Consider the following 22,729-nt stretch of genomic DNA (forward strand, 5'->3'; position numbering starts at 1 on the left):
ATCATGGAGGAGGCGGTTGCGCCGGGCCCAGGGGTGGCAGCGGCGGTGATCGGACCCGGTGGTGATCGGATGCGGAGGTGACCGGACCCGGTGGGAATCGGGCACGGACGGGAGTGGACGTTGCCAGAAACTGAAACACGTTCTAGTCTTGCTCGATGATCATGGCGATCGTCCGGCGGGTGAGGTGATCGGATGCGCATCGCGTTGTTGTCCTACCGGAGCAAGCCGCACTGCGGCGGGCAGGGCGTGTACGTGCGGCACCTCAGCCGTGGACTGGCCGAGCTCGGCCACGACGTCGAGGTGCTGTCCGGGCAGCCGTATCCGGAGCTCGACGACCCGGTCCGGCTCACGGAGGTGCCGAGCCTCGACCTGTACCGCGAGCCCGACCCGTTCCGCACCCCGCGGCTCGGCGAGTACCGCGATGCGATCGACCTGCTCGAGACCGGCGCCATGTGGACGGCCGGATTCCCGGAGCCGCTGACGTTCAGCCTCCGCGCCGCGCGGCTGTTGCGGCGACGAGCGGCCGAGTTCGACGTCGTGCACGACAACCAGTGCCTCGGCTACGGCCTGCTCGGCCTGCAGCGTGCGGGCGTGCCGCTGGCGGCCACGGTCCACCACCCCATCACCCGCGACCGGGTCGCCGACCTGGCTGCCGCGCCCTGGCGGCGCAGGCTCGCGGTGCGCCGCTGGTACGGGTTCGTGACGATGCAGGCCCGGGTCGCCCGGCGGCTGCCGCGGCTGATCACCGTGTCGCAGGCGTCGGCGGGCGACATCGCCGAGGACTTCCGCGTGAGCCCGGACCGCCTCACCACGATCCCGCTCGGCGTCGACACCGAGCTCTTCCGTCCCGCCCGGGAGCGGGCGCCGGGCCGCATCGTCGCGGTGGCCAGTGCCGACGTCCCGCTGAAAGGCGTCCGGCACCTGCTCGAGGCCGTGGCGAAACTGCGGGCCGAACGCGCCGTGGAACTGGTGCTGGTCAGCAAGCTCGCCGACGACGGGCCGACGAGGCGGCTCATCGACGAGCTGGCGATCGGTGACGTCGTGCGCGCGGTGCACGGGCTGGCCGACGGCGACCTGGCCGACCTCCTGGCGTCGGCGGAGGTGGCGTGCGTGCCGTCGCTGTACGAGGGCTTCTCGCTGCCGACGGTCGAAGCGATGGCGTGCGGCACACCCCTCGTGGTCAGCCGTGCGGGCGCGTTGCCGGAAGTGGTGGGCGACTGCGCGCGGCTCGTGCCACCCGGTGACACGGAGGCGCTGACGCGCGAGCTGGCGGCGGTGCTCGACGACCGGGAGGCGCGGGGCCGGCTCGGCGAGGCGGGCAGAGCTCGGGCCCTCGAACGGTACAGCTGGCGATCCGTCGCCGCGTCCACAGTGGACGTGTATCGCGAGGTGATCGACCGGACACGGCGAAAGGCGGGGTAGATGCTGACGGTGGATTTCGACCGTATCGGGGTCGGACCGGGTACGACGGTGATCGACGTCGGCTGCGGCGCGGGCAGGCACGCGTTCGAGGCGTACCGCCGGGGTGCGGATGTGGTGGCGTTCGACCAGGACAAGTCGGCGCTCGGCGACGTCGAGACGATGTTCGCCGCGATGTCGGCCGAAGGGCACGTGCCGGACGGTGCCGCGGCCACCACGGTGGCGGGCGACGCGCTGCGGCTGCCGTTCCCGGACGGCGCGTTCGACTGCGTGATCGCCTCGGAGATCCTGGAGCACGTCCCCGACGACGAGCGGGCCATCGCCGAGTTGGTCCGCGTGGCACGGCCCGGCGGGTCCGTCGTCGTCACCGTGCCGCGGTGGCTGCCGGAACGGGTGTGCTGGCTGCTCTCCGACGCCTACCACGAGGTCGAGGGCGGACATGTGCGCATCTATCGCGGCGCCGAGCTGCGCGGCAAGCTGCGCGGCGCCGGGTTGCGGCCCGTCGCCGGGGAGCACGCCCACGCGTTGCACGCACCGTACTGGTGGCTCAAATGCGCCGTCGGGCCCGACAACGACGACCATCCGCTGGTCAAGGCCTACCACCGGGTGCTGGTGTGGGACATGATGCGCGCCCCCTGGCCGACGCGCACCGCCGAGCGGCTGCTCGACCCCGTGCTGGGCAAGAGCCTCGCGGTCTACAGCGTCAAGGACGCCGGCGCCGTCGAGAACACGGGCGACGACGGCGGACAGGGCGCTGGGACCGGCGCCGCAGGCGGCGAGGGGGTGGCCGGTGACGCGGACTGACCCGCCCGAGGTGCCCGGGGTGCTGACGGCAGCCGACGTGGCCGCCACGGCACGGTCGATCGCAGCCGTGCAGGAGAGCTCCGGTGCCGTTCCGTGGTTCCCCGGCGGGCACACCGACCCGTGGGACCACGTCGAATCCGCCATGGCGTTGACGGCCGCCGGGCTCTGCGACGAGGCCGGGGCCGCCTACGACTGGTGCCGCCGCACGCAGCGTGCCGACGGTTCGTGGCCCGCGAAGGTCGTCGGCGGGCGCGTCGAGGACCCCACCGTCGACACCAACTTCTGTGCCTACGTGGCGGTCGGCGTGTGGCACCACCTGGCGTGCACCGGTGACGACGAGTTCGCGCGGCGCATGTGGCCCGTCGTGCGTGCCGCCGTCGACCTCGTACTCGACGCGCAGACCGAACGGGGCGAGGTCGCGTGGGCGCGCGGACGGGACGGCGCGTGGGCGGGCGAGGCGCTGCTGTCCGGCTGCGCGAGCATCCATCAGAGCCTGCGGTGCGCACTCGCGCTGGCCGACCACGTCGGACTGCCTCAGCCGGACTGGGAGGTGGCGCTCGGCCGCCTCGGGCACGCGCTGCGCAGCCATCCGGAGGCCTTCGCCGACAAGAGCCGCTACTCGATGGACTGGTACTACCCGGTGCTCGGGGGCGCGGTGCGCGGGCGCGCCGGGCTCGACCGGCTCCGCGGTCGGTGGCGGGACTTCGTCGTGGACGGGCTCGGCGCGCGGTGCGTCGACGACCGGCCGTGGGTCACCGGAGCGGAGACCTGCGAACTCGTGCTCGCCCTCGACACGCTCGGGGAGGTGGGTGCGGCCCGGGACCTGCTGGCGGCCGTGCAGCACCTGCGCGACCCGGACGGCTCGTACTGGACGGGCGACGTCTTCACCGACGGCAAACGCTGGCCGGAGGAACGGACCACGTGGACCGGCGCCGCGGTGGTCCTGGCCGCCGACGCGCTGTCCCGCACCACGCCGGCGTCGGCGATCTTCCGCGGCGAGGAGCTGCCCGTCGGCCTGGCGCCCGTGGGCGCGGGCTGTGGTTGCGACACCTACGTGACGGGGGTGCCCGGCTGACCGGCGACCCGCCGCAGCACCCGCAGCGATCCGGTGGCGGTGTGCTCGGCGAACTGCCCCGAGGCCAGCGCCCGGCGGAAGATGTGGAACGGCGGGCGGCCGCCGTCGCGCGGGTCGGGGAACACGTCGTGGATCGCCAGCAGCCCGCCCGGCCGTACCCACGGTGCCCAGCCGGAGAGGTCGGCGTCGGCCGCCTCCTCCGTGTGCCCGCCGTCGATGAACAGCAGGTCGACCGGGGTTCGCCACAGCGCCGCGACGTCGGGGGAGCGGCCGACCACGGCGACGACGTGGTCCTCGAGGCCGGCACCCGCGATGGTGCGGCGGAACGCGCCGAGCGTGTCGAGCCTGCCGGTGTGCGGATCGACGAGGCCGGGGTCGTGGTATTCCCAGCCCGGCTGGTGTTCCTCGGAGCCGCGGTGGTGGTCGACGGTCACGACCCGCGCGCTCGTCGCGCGCGCGGCGGCGCCCAGGAAGACGGTCGATTTGCCGCAGTAGCTGCCGATCTCCACGGCCACGGGCCCCTCGTCGGTGTCGGCGGGCCGGGTGCCCGCGGTCTCGTGCAGGGCGTCGTGGAGGGCGAGGCCCTCGGCGGTGGGCATGAAGCCGGGAGCGTCGATCGCGGCGGTCAGCAGCTCCGGTGGCATGGCCGTGGCGGCGGGCATGAGGGGACTGTAGGCGCGGGCCGTCTGCGACTCAACGCCGGTGGGCTCCCCGGGTGGAACACGATGCCGTCCGATCCCGGGGCAGCGGTATCGACCACAGCTCCCGGCTGTGGCCGAATAGTTGAAACATGTTTCAGAAGTCGGCATCATGTGGAGCACGATCTCCCCGCCGGAAGGAGTCTGCGATGCCGCACCGCGAATGGGACGCCGAAGCCGACGTCGTGATCGTCGGGTTCGGGGGTGCGGGGGCGTGCGCCGCCGTCGACGCCTGTGACCACGGTGCCGACGTGCTCGTCCTCGACCGGTTCCACGGCGGTGGTGCGACCGCCATCAGCGGCGGCGTCGTCTACGCCGGTGGGGGAACCCCGCACCAGCGGGCCGCGGGATTCGACGACACCACCGAGGCGATGCTCGAGTACCTCCGGCTCGAGACCGGCGGGGTCGTCGCCGACGAGACGCTGTCGCGGTTCTGCGCGCAGAGTCTCGACAACCTGCGCTGGCTCGAGCAGCACGGCGTCCCCTTCGAGGGCAGCATGGCGCCGCGCAAGACGTCGTATCCGACCAACGAGCACTACCTGTACTACTCCGGCAACGAGCTCGCCCCGCCCTTCTCCGACGCCGCGGCCCCCGCGCCGCGCGGACACCGCGCCACGGGCAAGGGCGTGTCGGGCAAGCCGCTGTTCGCGGCGCTGCGCCGTGCGGTGGCCCGCAGGCCGATCGCGGTGCGCACGCAGACCAGGGTCACCGGGCTCGTCACCGACGGCGACCGCGTCGTCGGCGTGGAGGCCACCGAGATCCGCAAGGCCCTCCCGCGCAGGCTGCACCGCGTGTTGTCGGCGGCGGGCCGCAAGCTGAACATCTACTACCGCCCGCTGGGCCGGATGCTCGAAGGGCCGATCGCCGACCTGGAACGCCGGTACGGCGAGGCGCGGCGGTTCCGCGCCCGACGCGGTGTCGTGCTCGCCGCGGGCGGATTCGTGTTCAACCGGCCGCTGCTGGCCGAACACGCGCCCGCCTACCGGCGCGGGTCCTCGCTCGGCACCATCGGGGACGACGGCAGCGGCATCGCGCTCGGCGAGTCGGTGGGCGGCCGCACCGACCGGATGCACCGGGTGTCGGCATGGCGGTTCTTCAACCCGCCGCTGGCGATGGTCGACGGGGTGCTCGTCAACAACCGCGGCGAGCGCATCTGCAACGAGACGTACTACGGCGCGCGCATCGGCGACCACGTCGCGCGGCAGCCCGACGCGGAGGCGTACCTGATCATCGACGCCCGCACCCGCGCGGAGGCACTCCGGCAGACCCCGTCGCAGACCCTGTGGTTCCAGCGGCTGCAGGCCGAGTACGTCCTGCGGCTGGGCAACGTCTCCGCGGGCGACCTGCCGGCACTGGCCCGCAAGCGTGGTATCGACCCGGACGGGTTGGTCCGCACGATCGCGGAGTACAACGCGGGCGCCGCCGCGGGCCGGGATCGGATGGGCAAGGACCCCGCGCACGTGCGGGCGCTGTCGGACGGCCCGTTCCACGCGATCGACTGCTCCATCCGAACCCAGCCCGCGTTCCCGATCCCGATGATCACGCTCGGCGGGCTGGCCGTCGACGAGGACACCGGAGCCGTCACCCGCGGTGACGGCTCGGCCGTGCCGGGGTTGTACGCCGCGGGCCGCAACGCCGTCGGCGTGTGCTCGGAGTCCTACGTCAGCGGTCTGTCCCTTGCGGACTGCGTGTTCTCCGGGCGGCGCGTCGCGGCCGCACTGACCGAGAAGCGATTTCAGGAGGAACAGGCATGAGGATCGTCGTCGACTGGGACCTGTGCGAATCCAACGGCATCTGTGAAGCCGTCGCCCCCGACGTGTTCGAACTGGACGAGGACGAGAACCTGATTCTCAAGGCGGACCCGGACGCCGAGAACCGCGGCCGCATCCTGCAGGCCGTGGAGTCGTGCCCGAAGGCCGCGCTGTCGCTGGACGAGTCCGAGTGACGGGCGGGCAGGAAGGCGCACCGGGTTCGCGCGACGGAACCGGAGCGGAGGAGTTCGACGTCGTCGTGGTCGGCAGCGGTGCGGCCGGGATGACCGCGGCGTTGCGGGCCGCGCACCTCGGCCTGTCCACGGTCGTCCTCGAGAAGGCCGCCGCGTTCGGTGGCTCCACGGCCCGTTCCGGCGGCGGCGTGTGGGTTCCCGGCAACGACGCGCTGCGGCGGGCCGGCGTGGCGGACACGCCGGAGGCCGCGCGGGAGTACCTGCACGCGATCGTGGGCGATGCGGCCGAACCGGAACGCATCGACGCCTACCTCGAACACGGCCCGGACGTGCTGTCGTTCGTGGAGCGGACCACGCCGCTGCGGCTCCGCTGGGTGCGCGGCTACTCCGACTACTACCCCGAGGCGCCCGGCGGCGTGGCGGCCGGGCGATCCGCCGAGCCGAAGCCCGTCGACGCCCGGCTGCTCGGGCAGGACCGCCACCGACTCGAACCGCCGTACAGCGCGCCGCCGCTCGGCGTGCCGCTCGGGCAGGCGGACTACCGGTGGCTGAGCCTGATCGCGCGTCACCCGCGAGGGGTGCTGACGTTGCTGAGCCTCGGCCTGCGCTGGCTGGGTGGGCTGCTGCTGGGCAAACGGCAGCTCGTCATGGGGCAGGCGGTCGCCGCGGCGCTGCAGGTCGGCGTCCGGCGCGCCGGCGTCGAGGTGCGGCTGAATACTCCACTGCGGCGCCTCGAGACCGACGGCGGCCGGGTCACCGGCGTCGTGGTGGAGCGGGACGGCGAGGAGGCGTTGGTGCGCGCCCGCCACGGCGTGGTGCTGGCCGCGGGCGGGTTCGAGCACAACGCCGCGATGCGGGAGCGCCACCAGCGCGCTCCGATCGGTACGGAGTGGACGGTCGGTGCGAAGGCCAACACCGGCGACGCCATCACCGCCGCGACGGAGGTGGGCGCCGCGGTCGACCTGATGGACGACGCCTGGTGGGGTCCGTCGATCCCGCTTCCGGGCGGACCGTGGTTCGCGCTGGCGGAACGGTCCCGGCCGGGCAGCATCATGGTCAACGAGCGCGGCGAACGGTTCGTCAACGAGTCGGCGCCCTACGTCGACGCCGTGCACGCGATGTACGGCGGTGACCAGGGTCGCGGCGACGGGCCGGGAGACAACATCCCGACCTGGCTCGTGTTCGACCAGCGGTACCGCAACCGGTACATGTTCACGGGGCTCGGACCCCGCCAGCCGCTGCCGGGTCGCTGGTACAAGCACGGCATCGTGGTGCAGGCGCCGTCGGTCGGCGAACTGGCCGAGAAGATGGGAGTACCGGCCGCCGCGCTCGAGTCCACAGTGGATCGCTTCAACGGGTACGCCAGGAAGGGCGAGGACGCCGAGTTCGGCCGCGGCCGCAGCCGCTACGACCACTACTACGGCGACCCGCGGAACCGGCCCAATCCGAGTCTCGGCGAGCTGGACCGGGCGCCGTTCTACGCCGTGAAGATGGTGCCGGGAGACCTCGGCACGAAGGGCGGCGTGCGCACGGACACCCGGGCGCGGGTGCTGCGCGAGGACGGCTCGGTGATCGACGGGCTCTACGCCGCGGGCAACACCAGTGCCGCGGTCATGGGCCGCACCTACGCCGGTCCCGGTGCGACGATCGGCCCGGCGATGGTCTTCGGATATCTGGCCGCCGAGGACCTCGCCGCGACCGGCACCGCCGCGACCGGCACCGTGTCCGGCACCGGCGTGGCGGACGACGCGCGCGGCGCCGGTGAAGCGCGCGGCGCCGGTGAATCGGGCGGACCGCGCGAGTCCGGCACTGTGGCCGAATCCGGCACGGCAGGCGTCGGTGGTTCGCACGACACGAGCGCCGAGGGCGCGGCGTAGCGGCTCCGGCCGAGCCGTCCGTCGCACCCTCGTGTCCGCCGGCTCCGGCCCTGCCGCGGCCGGAGCCGGCGACGGTCCCGAGCCGCCCGGCGACCGCTGAGTGGCGCGAGTGCGGACGTGGGTAACCTTCCCGCGTGTCTGTCAACAAGCACGAGCGCGATGTCGGCGAGCGCGATGTCACTGCGTCCGGTCGCGCCGGACCGCCGCGGCCCGCGTACACCGAGCCGGTTCCCGTGACGACGCTCGTGGCGCGCTCCGACTCCCGGCTCCTCGCCGACCCGACCGCACCGGAAGTGACGGTGACGGGAGCGACGCTGCGGGGGCAGGACGTCCGGCCCGGCGACCTGTTCGCCGCGCTGCCCGGTGCGCGCGTCCACGGCGCGGATTTCGCCGCTGACGCCATCGCCGCGGGCGCCGCCGCGATCCTCACCGACGAGGCCGGTGCCGAACGTCCCGCGATCGCCGAGACCGAGCTGCCCGTCCTCGTGCACACCGCGCCGCGCGCGGCCCTCGGCGAGATCGCCGCCTGGATCTACGGCGAACCGTCGCTGACGCTCAACGTCCTCGGCATCACGGGTACCTCGGGCAAGACCACCACCACGTACCTCGTCGAGGCGGGACTCCGCGCGGCAGGCCACACGACGGGCCTCATCGGCACGGTCGAGACCCGGGTCGCGGGCGAGCGGCTCGCCAGCGCGTTCACCACCCCGGAGGCGCCGGACCTGCAGGCGCTGTTCGCGCTGATGGTCGAACAGGGCGTGACGCACGTGCCGATGGAGGTCTCCAGCCACGCGTTGAGCCTCGGCCGGGTGAACGGCACCCGGTTCACCGTCGGCGCGTTCACCAACCTGTCGCAGGACCACCTCGACTTCCACCGCGACATGGACGAGTACTTCGCCGCGAAGGCCCTGCTGTTCGACGGCCGGTCGACGAGCGAGGTCGTGGTCGTCGACGCCGACTGGGGTCGCAGGCTCGTCACGCCGCAGACGATCACGGTCGGCTCCGGCCCGGACGTCGACGCCGCGTGGCGGGCGAGCGACATCGCCGTGACCGCGACGGGCGAGCAGGGCTTCACCCTCCATGCGCCGGACGGACGCACCGCCCGTGCGAGCATCCCGCTGCCGGGTGAGTTCAACGTCGCCAACGCGACCCTGGCCGCGGCGATCCTCGACACGGCGGGTGTACCGCTCGACACGATCGTCACCGGACTGTCGTCCGTCGAGGTGCCGGGCCGGATGGAGCGTGTCGCGCTGGGGCAGCCGTTCGCCGCCGTCGTCGACTACGCGCACAAGCCCGCGGCCGTCACGGAGGCGTTGCGGGCGCTGCGGGCGCGCACGCAGGGGCGCATCATCACGGTGCTCGGATGCGGCGGCGATCGCGACACCGCGAAGCGCCCCGTCATGGGCGAGGCGGCGGTACGCGGCAGTGAGCTCGTGATCGTCACCGACGACAATCCGCGCAGCGAGGACCCGGCGGCCATCCGGGCCGAGATGCTGCGGGGCGCCCGGGCCGTGCCCGCGGCCGACGCGGGTGAGATCCGCGAGATCGGCGACCGCAGGGAGGCCATCGTCGCGGCGGTCGCCGCGGCCGGCCCCGGCGACGTCGTGCTCGTGGCGGGCAAAGGACATGAGAGCGGGCAGAACATCGCGGGCGTGGTGCATCCCTTCGCCGACCGGGATGAACTCGCGGCCGCCATCCGCGACGGACTCGAGGTGAGCGTGTGATCGAGATGAGCATGGCCGAGATCGCCGAGGTGACCGGCGGCCGGCTGCACCGGGCCGACGGCACCGAGCGCGTGACGGCGTCGGTCGAATTCGACTCGCGCAAGCTCACCGACGGGGGACTGTTCGTGGCGCTGCCCGGTGAACGGGTCGACGGGCACGAGTTCGCGGCGAAGGCCGTCGCCGACGGTGCCGCGGGCGTGCTCGCGGGCCGCGAGGTGGACGCGCCGTCGGTCGTCGCACCGCCGGTCGAGGCGGCCCACGCGGGCGCGATGGCGCTGGCAGGCGACAGCGACGGGTCCGGTGCCGCGGTGCTCGCCGCGCTCGGCAGGCTCGCGCGGCACGTCGTCACCCGGCTGACCGAGGGCGGGACGACGGTCGTCGGTGTGACCGGTTCGTCCGGCAAGACCTCCACCAAGGACCTCATCGCCCAGCTGCTCGAACCGCTCGGCCCGACGATCGCCCCGCCCGGTTCGTTCAACAACGAGCTCGGCCACCCCTGGACCGCGCTGCGGTCGGACGCCTCGACGCGCAACCTCGTGCTGGAGCTGTCGGCGCGCGGGCCCGGACACATCGCCGAGCTGGCGCGGATCGCGCCCCCGACGATCGGTGCCGTGCTCAACGTGGGCACCGCCCACGTCGGCGAGTTCGGCTCCCGTGAGGGCATCGCGCAGACGAAGGGGGAGCTGGTCGAGGCGCTGCCGGCCGACGGTGTGGCCGTGCTCAACGCCGACGACCCACTGGTCGCCGCGATGGCTTCCCGCACCGCGGCGCGGGTCGTGTTCGTCGGCGAGAGCGCCGAGGCGACCGTCCGGGCCGAGGACGTCCGCCTCGACGACCAGGCGCGCGCCTCGTTCCGGCTCGTCGCCCCGCAGGGCACCGCCGACGTGACGCTGTCCCTGCACGGTGAGCACCACGTCGGCAACGCCCTCACCGCCGCGGCCATCGCCCTCGAACTGGGCACGCCCGTCGCCGAGGTGGCCGAGCGGCTCTCGGGTGCCGAGCGCCGGTCGTCGCGTCGCATGGAGGTCACCACCCGCGAGGACGGCGTCACGGTGCTCAACGACTCCTACAACGCCAACCCCGAGTCGATGAAGGCGGCGCTCAAGACCCTGGCGTCGATGGCCCGGTCCAGCGGCAGACGATCATGGGCGGTCCTGTCGGAGATGGGCGAACTGGGTACCGATAGCGTGTCCGCGCACGACGAGATCGGCAGGCTCGCGGTGCGCCTGAACATCAGCAGGCTCGTGGTGGTCGGAGACGCGGCCGCCCCGATGCACACCGGTGCCAGCCACGAAGGTTCTTGGGGAGAGGAGTCGGTTCTGGTTCCCGACACCGACGCGGCCGTCGCCCTGCTGCGCGACGAACTGCGTTCCGACGACGTGGTCCTGGTCAAGGCCTCCAAGGTCGCCGAGATGTGGCGAGTGGCCGACGCGCTGCTGGCCGGCACCGGGCTGGAGGGCACCCAGTGATCAGCATCCTGATCGCGGCCTCGGTGGGGCTGCTGATCTCCATCCTGTTCACCCCCTACCTCATCCGGGCGTTCTCGAAGCAGGGCTTCGGGCAGGAGATCCGGGAGGAGGGTCCGGAGGGACATCGGTCGAAACGCGGCACGCCCACGATGGGCGGCGTGGCGATCATCGTCGCGATGGTCGTCGCCTACTTCGTGGCGCACCTGGTCGACCTGATCCGCGATTCGTCGAACTCCGGGCCGACGGCGTCCGGTCTGCTCGTGCTCTTCCTGTCCGTCGGACTCGGCCTGGTCGGCTTCCTCGACGACTTCATCAAGATCCGCAAACAGCGCAACCTCGGCCTGAACAAGACGGCCAAGCTGGTCGGCCAGCTGCTCGTGGCGGTTGTGTTCGGCATCCTCGCGCTGCAGTTCGTCAACGACAACGGCCTGGCCCCTGCCTCGCAGCACCTGTCGTACGTGCGGGACCTGTCGCTGATTTTCTTCCCGGTCCCCGTGTTCATCCTGTTCTGTTACCTGCTGATCTCGGCGTGGTCGAACGCGGTGAACTTCACCGACGGGCTCGACGGCCTCGCAGGTGGCGCCGGGGCGATGGTGCTGGTCACGTACGTGGTGATCGCGTTCTGGCAGGCCCGGCTCAGCTGTGTCGAGACGCCGCAGGCCGCGTGCTACGACGTCCGGGACCCGCTCGACCTCGCCGTGGTGGCCGCGGCCGCAGCGGGCGGCTGCGTCGGCTTCCTGTGGTGGAACGCCGCACCCGCGAAGATCTTCATGGGCGACACCGGATCGCTCGCACTCGGTGGTCTCATCGCGGGCCTGTCGATGACGACGCGCACCGAGCTGCTCGCCATCGTCATCGGCGGGCTGTTCGTCGTCGAGATGGTGTCGGTCGTGCTGCAGATCGCCGTCTTCCGCACCACGCGCAAGCGGCTGTTCCGCATGGCACCGTTCCATCACCACTTCGAGCTCTCGGGCTGGGCCGAGACGACGGTGATCATCAGGTTCTGGCTGCTCGCGGCCGTGTGCTGCATGTTCGGTCTGGGCCTGTTCTACAGCGAACAGCTCGGGCTCGGCGGAGGCTGATCGGTGAGACTGGCGGGAACGAAGGTGCTGGTCGCCGGCGCCGGGGTGACCGGCCGGTCGGCGACCCAGGCATTGACCGAACTCGGCGCCGACGTGACCGTGACGGACGGGAACGCCCGGCGACTCGCCGAGCTCGACGGACTCGGTGCCGCGCTCGAACCCGGGCTCGACACGCCGCCGGACGGCACCGAACTGGTCGTGACCAGCCCCGGGTGGCGGCCGACCGCGCCGCTGCTGGTGGCCGCGGCCGAGGCCGGCATCGAGGTGATCGGTGACGTCGAGCTGGCCTGGCGACTCGGGCAGCAGCGTGAGCGCCCGCCCGTGTGGCTCGTCGTGACCGGCACCAACGGCAAGACCACCACCGTCGGCATGCTCGAATCGATGCTGCGCGCAGCCGGGGTGGACGCCGTGGCCTGCGGCAACGTCGGTTTCGCCGTGCTCGACGCCGTCCGGGCCGGTCATGACGTGCTCGCCGTCGAGCTGTCGAGCTTCCAGCTGCACTGGTCGTCGACACTCGCGCCGCGCGCGTCCGTCGTGCTCAACGTCGCCGAGGACCACCTCGACTGGCACGGTGGTCTCGACGCCTACGCCGCAGCGAAGGGCACCGTCCACGCCCGGTCGGCGACGGTGGTGCACAACGTGGGGGAGGCGTGGTCGCAGCGCCTCGCCGACGAGTACGCGCCCGACGGGGCGCGCCGTGTCGGGTTCCGCCTCGACACGCCGCGGCCCGGCGAGCTCGGCATCGTCGAGGACCTGCTGGTCGACCGGGCCTACGTCGGTGACCCCGTCCAGGGGGCCGAGGAACTCGCCACGCTCGCCGACGTCCGACCCCTCGGCCCCCACAACGTCGCCAACGCCCTCGCCGCCGCCGCGCTGGCGCGCGCCCACGGGGTGCCGTCCGCCGCCGTCGCCCAGGGCCTGCGCACCTTCACCCCCGGTGCGCACCGCGCCGTCGTCGCGGGTGAGGTCGAGGGCGTGCGCTACGTCAACGACTCGAAGGCCACCAACCCGCACGCCGCCACCGGCTCCCTGCTCGCTCAGGAGGGTGTCGTCTGGATCGCGGGCGGGCAGCTCAAGGGTGCGTCCGTCGAGGAGCTCGTCGACGGGGTCGCGGCGCGGTTGCGCGGTGCGGTCCTGCTCGGGGTCGACGCGGACGTGATCGGCGCCGCTCTCGCGCGACACGCGCCGGATGTTCCCGTCACACGCGTCGATCCGGGTGACCATGAGCCCATGACATCGGCGGTGAACGCGGCTCACGCGCTCGCGAAGGCGGGCGACACGGTCGTGCTGGCACCCGCCGCGGCGTCGCTGGACATGTTCCGCGACTACGCGGCGAGGGGCGACGCGTTCACGGCGGCCGTGGCCGCGCTGGGACGGGAACGCCTCGGTGACGGCGGTTGACGAGAGCCGGTCCGGTTCGTCCGGATCCGCCCGCCGCGGCGAAGGCCGGAACCGGAGGAAACGTACCGAACGTGGCTTCGCGGCGGTGCGCACCGCGCTGACCGCGTGGCTGTCGCGTCCGCTGGCCGACTTCCACCTGATCCTCGCCATCTGCGGGCTGCTCGTGGTGCTCGGCAGCGTGATGGTGCTGTCGGCGTCGTCGGTGTCGTCCTACGACCCGGGCAACGCGGGCAGCGTGTACGCGCTGTTCCAGCGGCACCTGGTGTTCGTGGCCATCGGCGCGGTCGTGTTCTGGCTGGGTGTGCGTATCCCGTTGCCACGGATCCGCACGCTCTCGCCCGCCGCGATGGTCGTCGCGCTGGGCCTGCTGGCGCTCGTGCTCACCCCGTTGGGCACCGAGCAGAACGGGTCGCAGGGCTGGTTCGTCGTCGGCCCGCTCTCACTGCAACCGGTGGAACTGGGCAAGATCGTGCTCGCCCTGTGGGGCGCGCACATCCTCGTGACCAAGTACCAGGTGCTGCACCAGTGGCGGCACCTGCTGGTTCCGGTCGTGCCCGGCGCGCTGCTGATGTGTGCCCTCGTCATGGCCCAGCCGGACCTCGGCGGCACGGTGCCGCTGGGCATCGTGCTCATCGCGTTGCTGTGGTTCGCGGGCGCACCGAAGCGGCTGTTCGGCATCGTGCTGGCCGCCGGCGTGGCGGGCGCCGTGGTGCTGGCACTGATCGCCGACTACCGGCTCGACCGCGTCATGACGTTCCTCAACCCCGGCGCGGACCCGCTCGGCAAGGGCATGCAGGCCAACCAGGCGCTGTACGCCCTGGCCGACGGCGGGCTGTTCGGCAAGGGGCTCGGGCAGGGTCAGTCGAAGTGGATGTACCTGCCGAACGTGCAGCACGACTTCATCTTCGCCCTCATCGGCGAGGAGCTCGGGTTCATCGGCTGCATCGTCGTGATCGGGCTGTTCGGCCTGCTGACCTTCGTCGGCCTGCGCATCGCGTTGCGTAACCTGGACCCGTGGATCCGGATCGTCGCCGGGACGCTGACGGTGTCGATCGTGTCGCAGGCGGCCATCAACATCGGCTACGTCGTCGGCCTGCTGCCCGTCACGGGTGTGACGCTGCCGATGATCTCCTACGGCGGAACGTCGCTGCTGGTGACGATGCTGCTGTTCGGCCTGCTCGCCAACTGCGCGCGGCACGAACCGGAGGCCGTGGCGGCGTTGCGCACCCAGGGTCCGGGTAAGTTCGGACGTCTGATGAGGTTGCCCGCGCCGGAGCCGTACCGGCCGCCCGCCACCCGGCGTGGCGGAACCCGGAGTGGTGGCCGTGGTCAGGGTGGTGGCCGTTCGTCGGGCGCCAAGGCGGGCAGACCCGCCACCCGCGGTGCCCGCTCGGCGTCGGCGCCCGACCGTCGGAGTGCAGCACCCCGCAGTGCGACGCCGGAGTACGGTCGCCGCACCCGGGGTGAGCCCGGACGCGGCGGGCCGCGCAGGGCGCAACCGGACCGCTCCACGGGAACCAGTCGATCGACACGGAGAGGACGCAGGTGAGCCAGCCTGACACCGGTGGGCAGAAGACGCCGGCACGCACCGCACCGACGGTCGTGGTCGCAGGGGGCGGCACGGCCGGGCACATCGAACCCGCGCTCGCGCTGGCCGACGCGGTCACCCGGCTCCGGCCCGACGCCACGGTCGTCGCGCTCGGCACCGAGCGCGGCCTGGAGACCACGCTGGTGCCGGATCGCGGCTACCGGCTCGAGCTGATCCCGCCGGTGCCGATGCCACGCAAACCCACGAAGGAGCTGCTGCGGCTCCCGCTGAAGGTCCGGGACGCGGTCACGCGCACGCGGGCGGTGTTCGACCGCGTCGGCGCGGACGTCGTCGTCGGCTTCGGGGGGTACGTCGCGTTGCCCGCCTACCTGGCCGCCCGTGGCCGGACGCCGATCGTGGTGCACGAGGCCAACAAGCACCCGGGGCTGGCCAACAAGGTCGGCGCCCGGTTCGCCGCGAAGGTCGCCGCCGCCGTCCCCGGCACTCCGCTGCCGGGCGCCGAGGTCGTCGGCATCCCGCTGCGGCACTCGATCACCTCGCTGGACCGGGCCGCGCTGCGTGCCGAGGCCCGTGCCCACTTCGGGCTGGACCCCGAGGCGCCGACCGTGCTCGCCTTCGGCGGGTCGCAGGGGGCCCGGTCGATCAACGAGGCCGTCTCCGGCGCCGCGCAGACGTTCGCCGAGGCGGGGGTGGGTGTGCTGCACGCCCACGGGCCCAAGAACTCCGTCGCGGTGCGCGAGTTCCCCGGCGCTCCGCCGTACGTGCCGGTGCCGTACCTCGAGCGGATGGACCTCGCCTACGCGGCGGCCGATCTGGTGCTGTGCCGTTCCGGCGCGATGACGGTCGCCGAGGTGTCCGCCGTCGGGCTGCCCGCGGTGTTCGTCCCGCTGCCGCACGGCAACGGCGAACAGGCGCTCAACGCCGAGCCCGCGGTGAACGCGGGAGCCGGGCTGCTGGTCGAGGACGAGGCACTCACGCCGCAGGCGATCGCCGAGCGGGTGGTCCCGCTGGTGACCGACTCGGAGCGGCTCGCGAAGATGAGCGCGGCCGCGGTCGGACTGGGTCACGGCGCGGCCGACGAAACACTGGCGCGGATGGTCTTGGAGGCCGGCGGACATGGCGATGGCAGCTGACACACCCGAGGAGCGCGGCGCGGCCGCCGTCGCGGCGCGGCCGCCCGAGCTCCTCCGGCGGGCGCACCTGATCGGTATCGGCGGTGCCGGCATGAGCGGTATCGCTCGGATCCTGCTGGCGCGCGGTGCCGAGGTCTCCGGCTCGGACGCGAAGGAGTCGCGTGCCTTCCTGACGTTGCGCGCGCAGGGGGCGCAGATCGCCGTCGGGCAGGCCGCCGAGAACCTCGACCTCGCCGGGGGCGAGCCGACGGCGGTGATCGTCTCGACGGCGATCCGGGACGACAACCCCGAGCTCGCGGAGGCACGGACCCGCGGCATCCCGGTGCTGCACCGTGCGGAGGCGCTCGCGGCGTTGATGGAGGGGCACCGGGTGGCCTGTATCGCGGGCACCCACGGCAAGACGTCGACGACGTCGATGCTCACGGTCGCGTTGCAGCACTGCAGGCTCGACCCGTCGTTCGCGATCGGCGGCGACCTCAACGAGTCCGGCGCCAACGCCCACCACGGCGAGGGCGGCGTGTTCGTCGCGGAGGCCGACGAGAGCGACGGCTCGTTCCTGAGCTACACACCCGACGTCGCGGTCGTGACGAACGTCGAACCCGATCACCTCGACCACCACGGCACCGTCGACGCCTACATCGCGGTGTTCACCGAGTTCCTCGGGAGGATCGCGCCCGGCGGTGCGCTCGTGGTGTGCTCCGACGACGAGGCCGCCGCCGAACTGGCGTGCCGGGCCGAGGCCGCGGGCGTACGTGTGCTGCGGTACGGGCGCTCGGCGACCGGCGAGCACGACGCCAGGGTCGTAGCCTACGAGCCCGCCGACGAGGGCGGCACGGTGCGGTTGGCGCTCGGTGGCGAGGAGCTCGAGGTGCGGGTGACCGTGCCGGGCGAGCACATGGCGTTCAACGCCGTCGCCGCGCTGCTGGCGGGTCTGGAACTGGGTGCCCCGGTCGACGGGATGCTCGCCGGACTCGCCGTGTTCGGAGGCGTGCGCAGGCGGTTCGAGTTCAAGGGTCGTGCCGCCGACGTGCGGGTGTACGACGACTACGCGCACCATCCGACCGAGGTCGACGCGCAGTTGCGTGCGGTGCGGCACGCCGCGGGCACCGGCCGCGTGGTGGTCGTGTTCCAGCCGCACCTGTATTCCCGCACCGAGGCGTTCGCGAGCGAGTTCGCCGAGGCCCTCGGCCTGGCCGACGAGGTGATCCTGCTCGACGTCTACGGCGCGCGGGAGGAACCGAAACCGGGTGTGAGCGGGGAACTCGTCGCCGAGCGGATCACGGGCGCCGCGGTGCACTACGAGCCTGCGTTCGACCGCGCCACCGCGCTCGCGGCCGACCTCGTCAAGCCGGGCGATCTGCTCGTGACGATGGGTGCGGGCGACGTGACGCAGCTCGGGCCGGAGATCCTCGCCGAGCTCGACCGTCGCGGAGTCTGAGGCGGCGAGCGGACACGACATGACCGGCACGAGCCGACGCGGCAGGCGCGGGGACGAGGACGGCCCCGCGCGGCAGGCCCGCACGGCGCGGCGGCGCGGCGGCCGCGCCGGAGGCGGCACGGGCCGCTCCACGCGCCCCGCGGACACCGGTGTCGTGTCGCGCGCCCGCGCGCTGCGGCGACGGTGGGTCGCGGTGCTGAGCGTGCTGACCGTCCTCGGCCTGGCCTACGTGGTGCTGTTCACGTCGCTGCTCGGCGTGCGTTCGGTCGAGGTGACGGGCAATCGTGACGTCGGTGCGGACCGCGTGCGCGAGGTGGCCGAGGTACCCCTGCAGCGTGCGATGCTCCGCGTCGACACCGACGCGATCGCTGAGCGGGTCGCCGAGATCCCCGGTGTCGCGACGGTCGACGTCTCGCGGTCGTGGCCCTCGACCATCGAGATCGCGGTCACCGAGCGCACGCCTGCCGGCGTGTACGACACCGGTTCGACGCTGTACCTCGTCGACACCGGCGGGGTGGTGTACAAGGAGATTTCCCGGCGCCCGCAGGGACTTCCGGAGTTCCGATTGTCCGAAGTGGGCGCACGCAATCCCGAGACGCGCGCGGTGGTGTCGGTGCGGAAGGCGCTGCCACGGCAACTCCGGGACAAGGTCACCGAGTGGCGCGCGGACTCGCCGGGCAGCGTGGAGTTCACGCTCCGCAGCGGCAAGACGGTGCGGTGGGGCGACGCGTCGGACAGCGACCGCAAGGCGAAGGTGCTGGGGGCGCTGATGACGCGGAAGGGCAAGGTCTACGACGTGTCGAGTCCGGAACTGCCGACCGTGTCCTGACCCCGCGCCTCGGGATGCGGCCGCGGGCCCGCGGCCGGGCCGCGGCCGGTTTTCCGTTGTGCGGCAACGGGCTCGCCGCTCGGCAAGGCCGGACGCGAGGCACCGGCGGCCCGCGGTGGCGGAGATAACCACCGACGTGGTGCAAACATCGGGCGACACGCGGCGTGGCGCCTGGATTCGGGCGCGCGCGATGCCTACCGTCCTACCGCAACGTTGGTAGTTGACATAAGTCTGACCCTCAACTTGAGGTTGAGGGTTGCCGGGAGTTCGAGGTCGACATCCAGCGCGAGCCAGGGACAAGCACCACGATCAGGAAGGCGAACCCGATGACGCCCCCGCACAATTACCTCGCGGTGATCAAGGTCGTCGGTATCGGCGGCGGCGGCGTGAACGCCGTGAACCGCATGATCGAGGTCGGCCTCAAAGGTGTCGAGTTCATCGCGGTGAACACCGACGCCCAGGCACTGCTGATGTCCGACGCGGACGTCAAGCTCGACATCGGCAGGGAACTGACCCGCGGACTGGGTGCGGGTGCCGCACCCGACGTCGGCCAGCAGGCTGCCGAGGACCACCGTGAAGAGATCGAGGAGGTCCTCAAGGGCGCCGACATGGTGTTCGTGACCGCGGGCGAGGGCGGTGGCACCGGCACCGGTGGCGCCCCGGTCGTGGCGCAGATCGCCCGCAAGCTCGGCGCGCTGACCATCGGTGTCGTCACGCGGCCCTTCTCGTTCGAGGGCAAGCGGCGTGGCAAGCAGGCCGAGGACGGGATACAGGAGCTGCGCAACGAGTGCGACACGCTCATCGTCATCCCGAACGACCGGCTGCTGCAGCTCGGCGACATCGGTGTCTCGCTGATGGACGCCTTCCGCTCGGCCGACGAGGTGTTGCTGTCCGGTGTGCAGGGCATCACCGACCTGATCACCACGCCCGGCCTGATCAACCTCGACTTCGCCGACGTCAAGAGCGTCATGTCGGGGGCGGGTAGTGCACTCATGGGCATCGGCTCGGCGCGTGGCGAGGGTCGCGCCGTGCAGGCAGCGGAGAAGGCGATCAACTCCCCGCTGCTCGAGGCGTCCATGGACGGTGCGCACGGCGCGTTGCTGTCGATCGCGGGCGGATCCGACCTGGGTCTGTTCGAGATCAACGAGGCGGCGTCGCTGGTGCAGGAGTCCGCACACCCCGAGGCGAACATCATCTTCGGGACGATCATCGACGACTCGCTCGGTGACGAGGTCAGGGTGACGGTGATCGCGGCCGGCTTCGACGCGGGCACGCCGACGCACAAGAAGCTGGACCCCGGAACGCTGACGGCGAACGGGTCGACCGCGACGGCGGAGGCGGGCGAGATCGGCGGCGCACCCGCGGAATCCGGTGCGCCCGCGGCTCCGTCCGCTCCGGCGCAGCCCGCGGCGGGCAAGCCCGCCGAGCAGTCGGCTCCGGCGTCGCCGGGTGCGACCCCCGCCAACGGTGCGGCGTCGGCGCACGCCAACGGTGGCGGCGCGGCCCCGCAGTCGGGCGGTGCCCAGCCGGTTCCGGGCACGCAGGGCAGGCCCGCGCCGCAGGGCCCTGCTCAGCAGGCAGGGCCGCAGCAGGCGGGCCACCAGCAGGCGGGCCACCCGCAGAGTGAGGCCCCGCAGTCGGGAGCCCCGGCCGGTCAGGGCCAGCCCGCGGCACCGCGTCCGCAGACGGGACTTCCCGGTGGCACGCAGCCGGTGGCCGAGGACCCGGCCGACGACGAGGTCGACGTTCCGCCGTTCATGCGCCGCTGAGGCACGTTCGCCGGCATCCCGACACAGTCCGAACACCGGTCGCGTTCGAGGGTCATCGTTCCCGCAGGAGGGGACGGTGGCCCTCGGCGTGTGTCCGCCGGTCCGTAAGCTCCGAGGCCGACGGCCCCGCAGGGGCGCAGGGTGGACGCGGTGAGCGAAAGGACGATTCGGTGCGCATCAGGCGCGTGATCACGACGAGGGCGGGTGGGTTCTCGAAGCCGCCGTACGACTCGTTCAACCTCGGCCTGCACGTCGGGGACGACCCCGACGCGGTGCGCGCCAACCGGGCGAGGCTGGCCTCCGAACTGGGGCTGGCCGAGGACCGTCTCGCGTGGATGGAGCAGGTCCACGGCCGCACGGCGACGATCGTGGACGGCACGGAGACCGAACCCGCGGAGGCCACGGACGCCCTCGTGACGGCGACGCCCGGCGTGGTGCCGGTGGTGCTGGTCGCGGACTGCGTGCCGGTGCTGCTGGGCGATGCCGAGGCGGGCGTGGTCGCCGCGGTGCATGCGGGCAGGGTCGGGGCGCGAGTGGGCGTCGTGCCCGCCGCGCTCGAGGCGATGCGCTCGGTGGGGGCCGAGCCGGGGCGGATCGAAGCGCTGTTGGGGCCCGCGGTGTGCGGGTCGTGCTACGAGGTGCCCGCCGACATGGCCGACGACGTCGAGAAGCACCTGCCGGGCAGCCGGTGCCGGAGCCGCAAGGGCACGGCCGCGCTCGATCTCCATGCAGGCCTCTGGCGGCAGCTCGCCGACGCGGGAGTGGGCAGGATCGGCGTCGATCCACGCTGCACGGTCGAGGACCACACGCTGTTCAGCCACCGCAGGGACAACCCGTCGGGCCGGATCGCCGCACTGACGTGGATCGAGGAGTGACCGTGACCGTCGAGAGCCAGGGCGACCCGAGGCGCCGCGACGAGCTGGCGGCCTCGCTGGAGCAGGTGCGGAACCGGATCGACGCGGCATGCGCCGCGGCCGGGCGCCGCCCGGGCGACGTGCGGTTGCTCGCCGTGACGAAGACGTTTCCGGCCTCCGACGCCGCGTTGCTGAGCGACCTCGGGCTCACGGATCTGGCCGAGAACCGGGACCAGGAGGCCGCGCCGAAGGCCGTCGAGGTCGCCGAACTGCGGCCGGAGGCGACCGTGCGCTGGCACATGGTCGGACGGTTGCAGCGCAACAAGGCGAAATCGGTCGCAGGCTGGGCGAGTGAGGTTCAGTCCGTCGATTCCGCGCGACTCGCCGAAGCACTCGCCAAGGCCGTTCGAGGCGCCCAGGACGCGGGTACGCGGTCCGCACCGCTGGACGTGCTGTTGCAGGCGAGCCTCGACACCGCCGAGGACGCGCAGCGGCGCGGCGGCTGCCCGCTCGACGAGTTGCCGCAGCTCGCGGACGTCGTCGCTCGTTCGGGTGAGGCGCTGCGGTTGCGGGGAGTCATGGCCGTCGCTCCGTTGGGCGGTGATCCGGAACCGGCGTTCGCCCGGCTGGCCGAGGCCCACGCGAGGGTGAGGCGTGATCATCCCGACGCTGTGGAACTTTCAGCAGGGATGAGCGGGGACGTGGAGGCCGCGGTGGCGCACGGCTCGACTTGTGTGCGTGTCGGAACCGCGTTGCTCGGTGGCCGCGGTCTAGCCTCGCCCTAGAGACGTTCACCCACAGTGGCGTTTTGCGGTGACTCAGCGTCAGGGGTGGGGACGCGACCGTGCGGGCGAGGGAGAGGCATGAGCACGCTGCACAAGCTGAAGGCCTACTTCGGGATGGTCCCTGCCGAGGACGACTACGACTACGACGACTACCGGCGCGGCTATGCCGACGACCGGGAGGCGTACGACTCCTACGAGGCCTACGACTCGTATGACGCGTACGACCGCGGCAGGGCCGACTATCGGGAGGCGGACTACGACGAGCCGCCACGCCGGGGCCGCTCGCGGTACCACGTCATGGACGAGTTCGAGGAGCCCGAGCCACCGCGGACGCGGCGTTCGGCGCCGGAGCCGTCTCCGGTCCACGGCTCGCTCGCCGTCGACCGGCAGCCGGAGCCGGTCACGCGGCTGCGCCCGGCGCCGGAGCCGCCTGCGCGGAGCTCCGCGGCCAACCGTGACCCGTTGAGCCGGATCCGCACGCTGCACCCGACGAGCTACACCGAGGCCCGCGAGATCGGCGAGGCGTACCGGGACGGCACGCCGGTGATCATCAACCTGACCGAAATGGACAACGCGGACGCCAAGCGCGTCGTCGACTTCGCCGCGGGACTCGCCTTCGCCCTCCGCGGTTCGATGGACCGGGTCACGAACAAGGTGTTCTTGCTCTCCCCTCCGGACGCCGACGTCTCGGCCGAGGACCGCAGGCGCATCGCCGAGGGCGGACTGTTCCTGCGCCGCTGATCCGCGTCGTCGGCGACGTCTCGCGGTCGCCGGTGGCCGCGCAGGCCCCGGTGTTCCCGCCGCCGGTCACCCGGCCACCGCCGGGCGCCGGGGGAGGGCCGTCGGGCGCGTCGCCGGGCCGGTGGCCCACAACGTCG

General features: G+C 72.7%; 19 protein-coding genes. 18 read left to right on the forward strand and 1 reads right to left on the reverse strand.

Annotated elements, in window-relative coordinates:
- Positions 1 to 192 precede the first annotated feature (192 nt).
- From LY13_RS10745 to LY13_RS10755, 3 genes are read left to right on the forward strand one after another with little or no spacing between them, the layout of a single operon-like run.
- A complete protein-coding gene (locus LY13_RS10745; protein WP_253828196.1) occupies positions 193 to 1,422 on the forward strand; it encodes a glycosyltransferase family 4 protein in 1,230 nt (409 codons plus the stop codon).
- Positions 1,423 to 2,223, forward strand: a complete 801-nt coding sequence (locus LY13_RS10750; protein WP_253828197.1) for a class I SAM-dependent methyltransferase — start codon at positions 1,423 to 1,425, stop codon at positions 2,221 to 2,223.
- Entirely contained in the window at positions 2,210 to 3,298 is a 1,089-nt protein-coding gene (locus tag LY13_RS10755) for a prenyltransferase (RefSeq protein WP_253828198.1), read from the forward strand. The genes LY13_RS10750 and LY13_RS10755 overlap by 14 nt, the downstream gene beginning before the upstream one ends.
- Here the strand turns inward: LY13_RS10755 and LY13_RS10760 are convergent.
- Positions 3,274 to 3,960 carry a class I SAM-dependent methyltransferase gene (locus tag LY13_RS10760; protein ID WP_253828199.1) on the reverse strand — a complete coding sequence of 229 codons (687 nt, stop codon included), beginning with the start codon at positions 3,958 to 3,960 and terminating at the stop codon, positions 3,274 to 3,276. The two genes, LY13_RS10755 and LY13_RS10760, sit on opposite strands and share 25 nt — an antisense overlap.
- Positions 3,961 to 4,145: 185 nt before the next feature.
- Here LY13_RS10760 and LY13_RS10765 point away from each other — a divergent pair, with 185 nt between their 5' ends.
- The 15 genes from LY13_RS10765 (at position 4,146) to LY13_RS10835 (ending at position 22,592) form a co-directional block, all read left to right on the forward strand.
- Positions 4,146 to 5,750 (forward strand): FAD-binding protein, encoded by a 1,605-nt coding sequence (locus LY13_RS10765; protein WP_253828200.1) that lies wholly within the window; start codon positions 4,146 to 4,148, stop codon positions 5,748 to 5,750.
- Positions 5,747 to 5,941, forward strand: a complete 195-nt coding sequence (locus LY13_RS10770; protein WP_183784025.1) for a ferredoxin — start codon at positions 5,747 to 5,749, stop codon at positions 5,939 to 5,941. The genes LY13_RS10765 and LY13_RS10770 overlap by 4 nt, the downstream gene beginning before the upstream one ends.
- Positions 5,942 to 6,030: 89 nt before the next feature.
- Positions 6,031 to 7,818, forward strand: coding sequence for a 3-oxosteroid 1-dehydrogenase (gene kstD / locus LY13_RS10775; protein ID WP_253828252.1), 1,788 nt, complete (start codon positions 6,031 to 6,033; stop codon positions 7,816 to 7,818).
- Positions 7,819 to 8,051: 233 nt separating this feature from the next.
- Positions 8,052 to 9,542 carry a UDP-N-acetylmuramoyl-L-alanyl-D-glutamate--2,6-diaminopimelate ligase gene (locus tag LY13_RS10780; RefSeq protein WP_253828253.1) on the forward strand — a complete coding sequence of 497 codons (1,491 nt, stop codon included), beginning with the start codon at positions 8,052 to 8,054 and terminating at the stop codon, positions 9,540 to 9,542.
- On the forward strand, positions 9,539 to 11,011 hold the full coding sequence (locus tag LY13_RS10785) for a UDP-N-acetylmuramoyl-tripeptide--D-alanyl-D-alanine ligase (protein WP_253828201.1): 1,473 nt from the start codon (positions 9,539 to 9,541) through the stop codon (positions 11,009 to 11,011). The genes LY13_RS10780 and LY13_RS10785 overlap by 4 nt, the downstream gene beginning before the upstream one ends.
- Positions 11,008 to 12,093: a phospho-N-acetylmuramoyl-pentapeptide-transferase gene (gene mraY, locus LY13_RS10790; RefSeq protein WP_253828202.1), complete on the forward strand. Its 1,086-nt coding sequence runs from the start codon at positions 11,008 to 11,010 to the stop codon at positions 12,091 to 12,093. The genes LY13_RS10785 and mraY overlap by 4 nt, the downstream gene beginning before the upstream one ends.
- Before the next feature lie 3 nt (positions 12,094 to 12,096).
- Positions 12,097 to 13,494 carry a UDP-N-acetylmuramoyl-L-alanine--D-glutamate ligase gene (gene murD, locus LY13_RS10795; protein WP_253828203.1) on the forward strand — a complete coding sequence of 466 codons (1,398 nt, stop codon included), beginning with the start codon at positions 12,097 to 12,099 and terminating at the stop codon, positions 13,492 to 13,494.
- Entirely contained in the window at positions 13,481 to 15,043 is a 1,563-nt protein-coding gene (gene ftsW / locus LY13_RS10800; protein WP_253828204.1) for a putative lipid II flippase FtsW, read from the forward strand. The genes murD and ftsW overlap by 14 nt, the downstream gene beginning before the upstream one ends.
- Positions 15,040 to 16,176: an undecaprenyldiphospho-muramoylpentapeptide beta-N-acetylglucosaminyltransferase gene (gene murG, locus LY13_RS10805; protein WP_253828205.1), complete on the forward strand. Its 1,137-nt coding sequence runs from the start codon at positions 15,040 to 15,042 to the stop codon at positions 16,174 to 16,176. The genes ftsW and murG overlap by 4 nt, the downstream gene beginning before the upstream one ends.
- Entirely contained in the window at positions 16,166 to 17,614 is a 1,449-nt protein-coding gene (gene murC / locus LY13_RS10810) for a UDP-N-acetylmuramate--L-alanine ligase (RefSeq protein ID WP_253828206.1), read from the forward strand. Before murG ends, murC begins: the two co-directional genes overlap by 11 nt.
- Positions 17,615 to 17,633: 19 nt before the next feature.
- Positions 17,634 to 18,443: a cell division protein FtsQ/DivIB gene (locus LY13_RS10815; protein WP_253828207.1), complete on the forward strand. Its 810-nt coding sequence runs from the start codon at positions 17,634 to 17,636 to the stop codon at positions 18,441 to 18,443.
- A 326-nt stretch (positions 18,444 to 18,769) separates the two neighbouring features.
- Positions 18,770 to 20,212 (forward strand): cell division protein FtsZ, encoded by a 1,443-nt coding sequence (gene ftsZ / locus LY13_RS10820; protein WP_253828208.1) that lies wholly within the window; start codon positions 18,770 to 18,772, stop codon positions 20,210 to 20,212.
- Between the two features lie 170 nt (positions 20,213 to 20,382).
- Entirely contained in the window at positions 20,383 to 21,087 is a 705-nt protein-coding gene (pgeF, locus tag LY13_RS10825; RefSeq protein WP_253828209.1) for a peptidoglycan editing factor PgeF, read from the forward strand.
- Between the two features lie 2 nt (positions 21,088 to 21,089).
- On the forward strand, positions 21,090 to 21,851 hold the full coding sequence (locus tag LY13_RS10830) for a YggS family pyridoxal phosphate-dependent enzyme (protein ID WP_253828210.1): 762 nt from the start codon (positions 21,090 to 21,092) through the stop codon (positions 21,849 to 21,851).
- Between the two features lie 78 nt (positions 21,852 to 21,929).
- Positions 21,930 to 22,592 (forward strand): cell division protein SepF, encoded by a 663-nt coding sequence (locus tag LY13_RS10835; RefSeq protein ID WP_253828211.1) that lies wholly within the window; start codon positions 21,930 to 21,932, stop codon positions 22,590 to 22,592.
- Positions 22,593 to 22,729 lie beyond the last annotated feature (137 nt).

Source organism: Prauserella aidingensis, from assembly GCF_024171865.1.
In the GTDB taxonomy this organism is placed as follows: domain Bacteria; phylum Actinomycetota; class Actinomycetes; order Mycobacteriales; family Pseudonocardiaceae; genus Prauserella; species Prauserella aidingensis.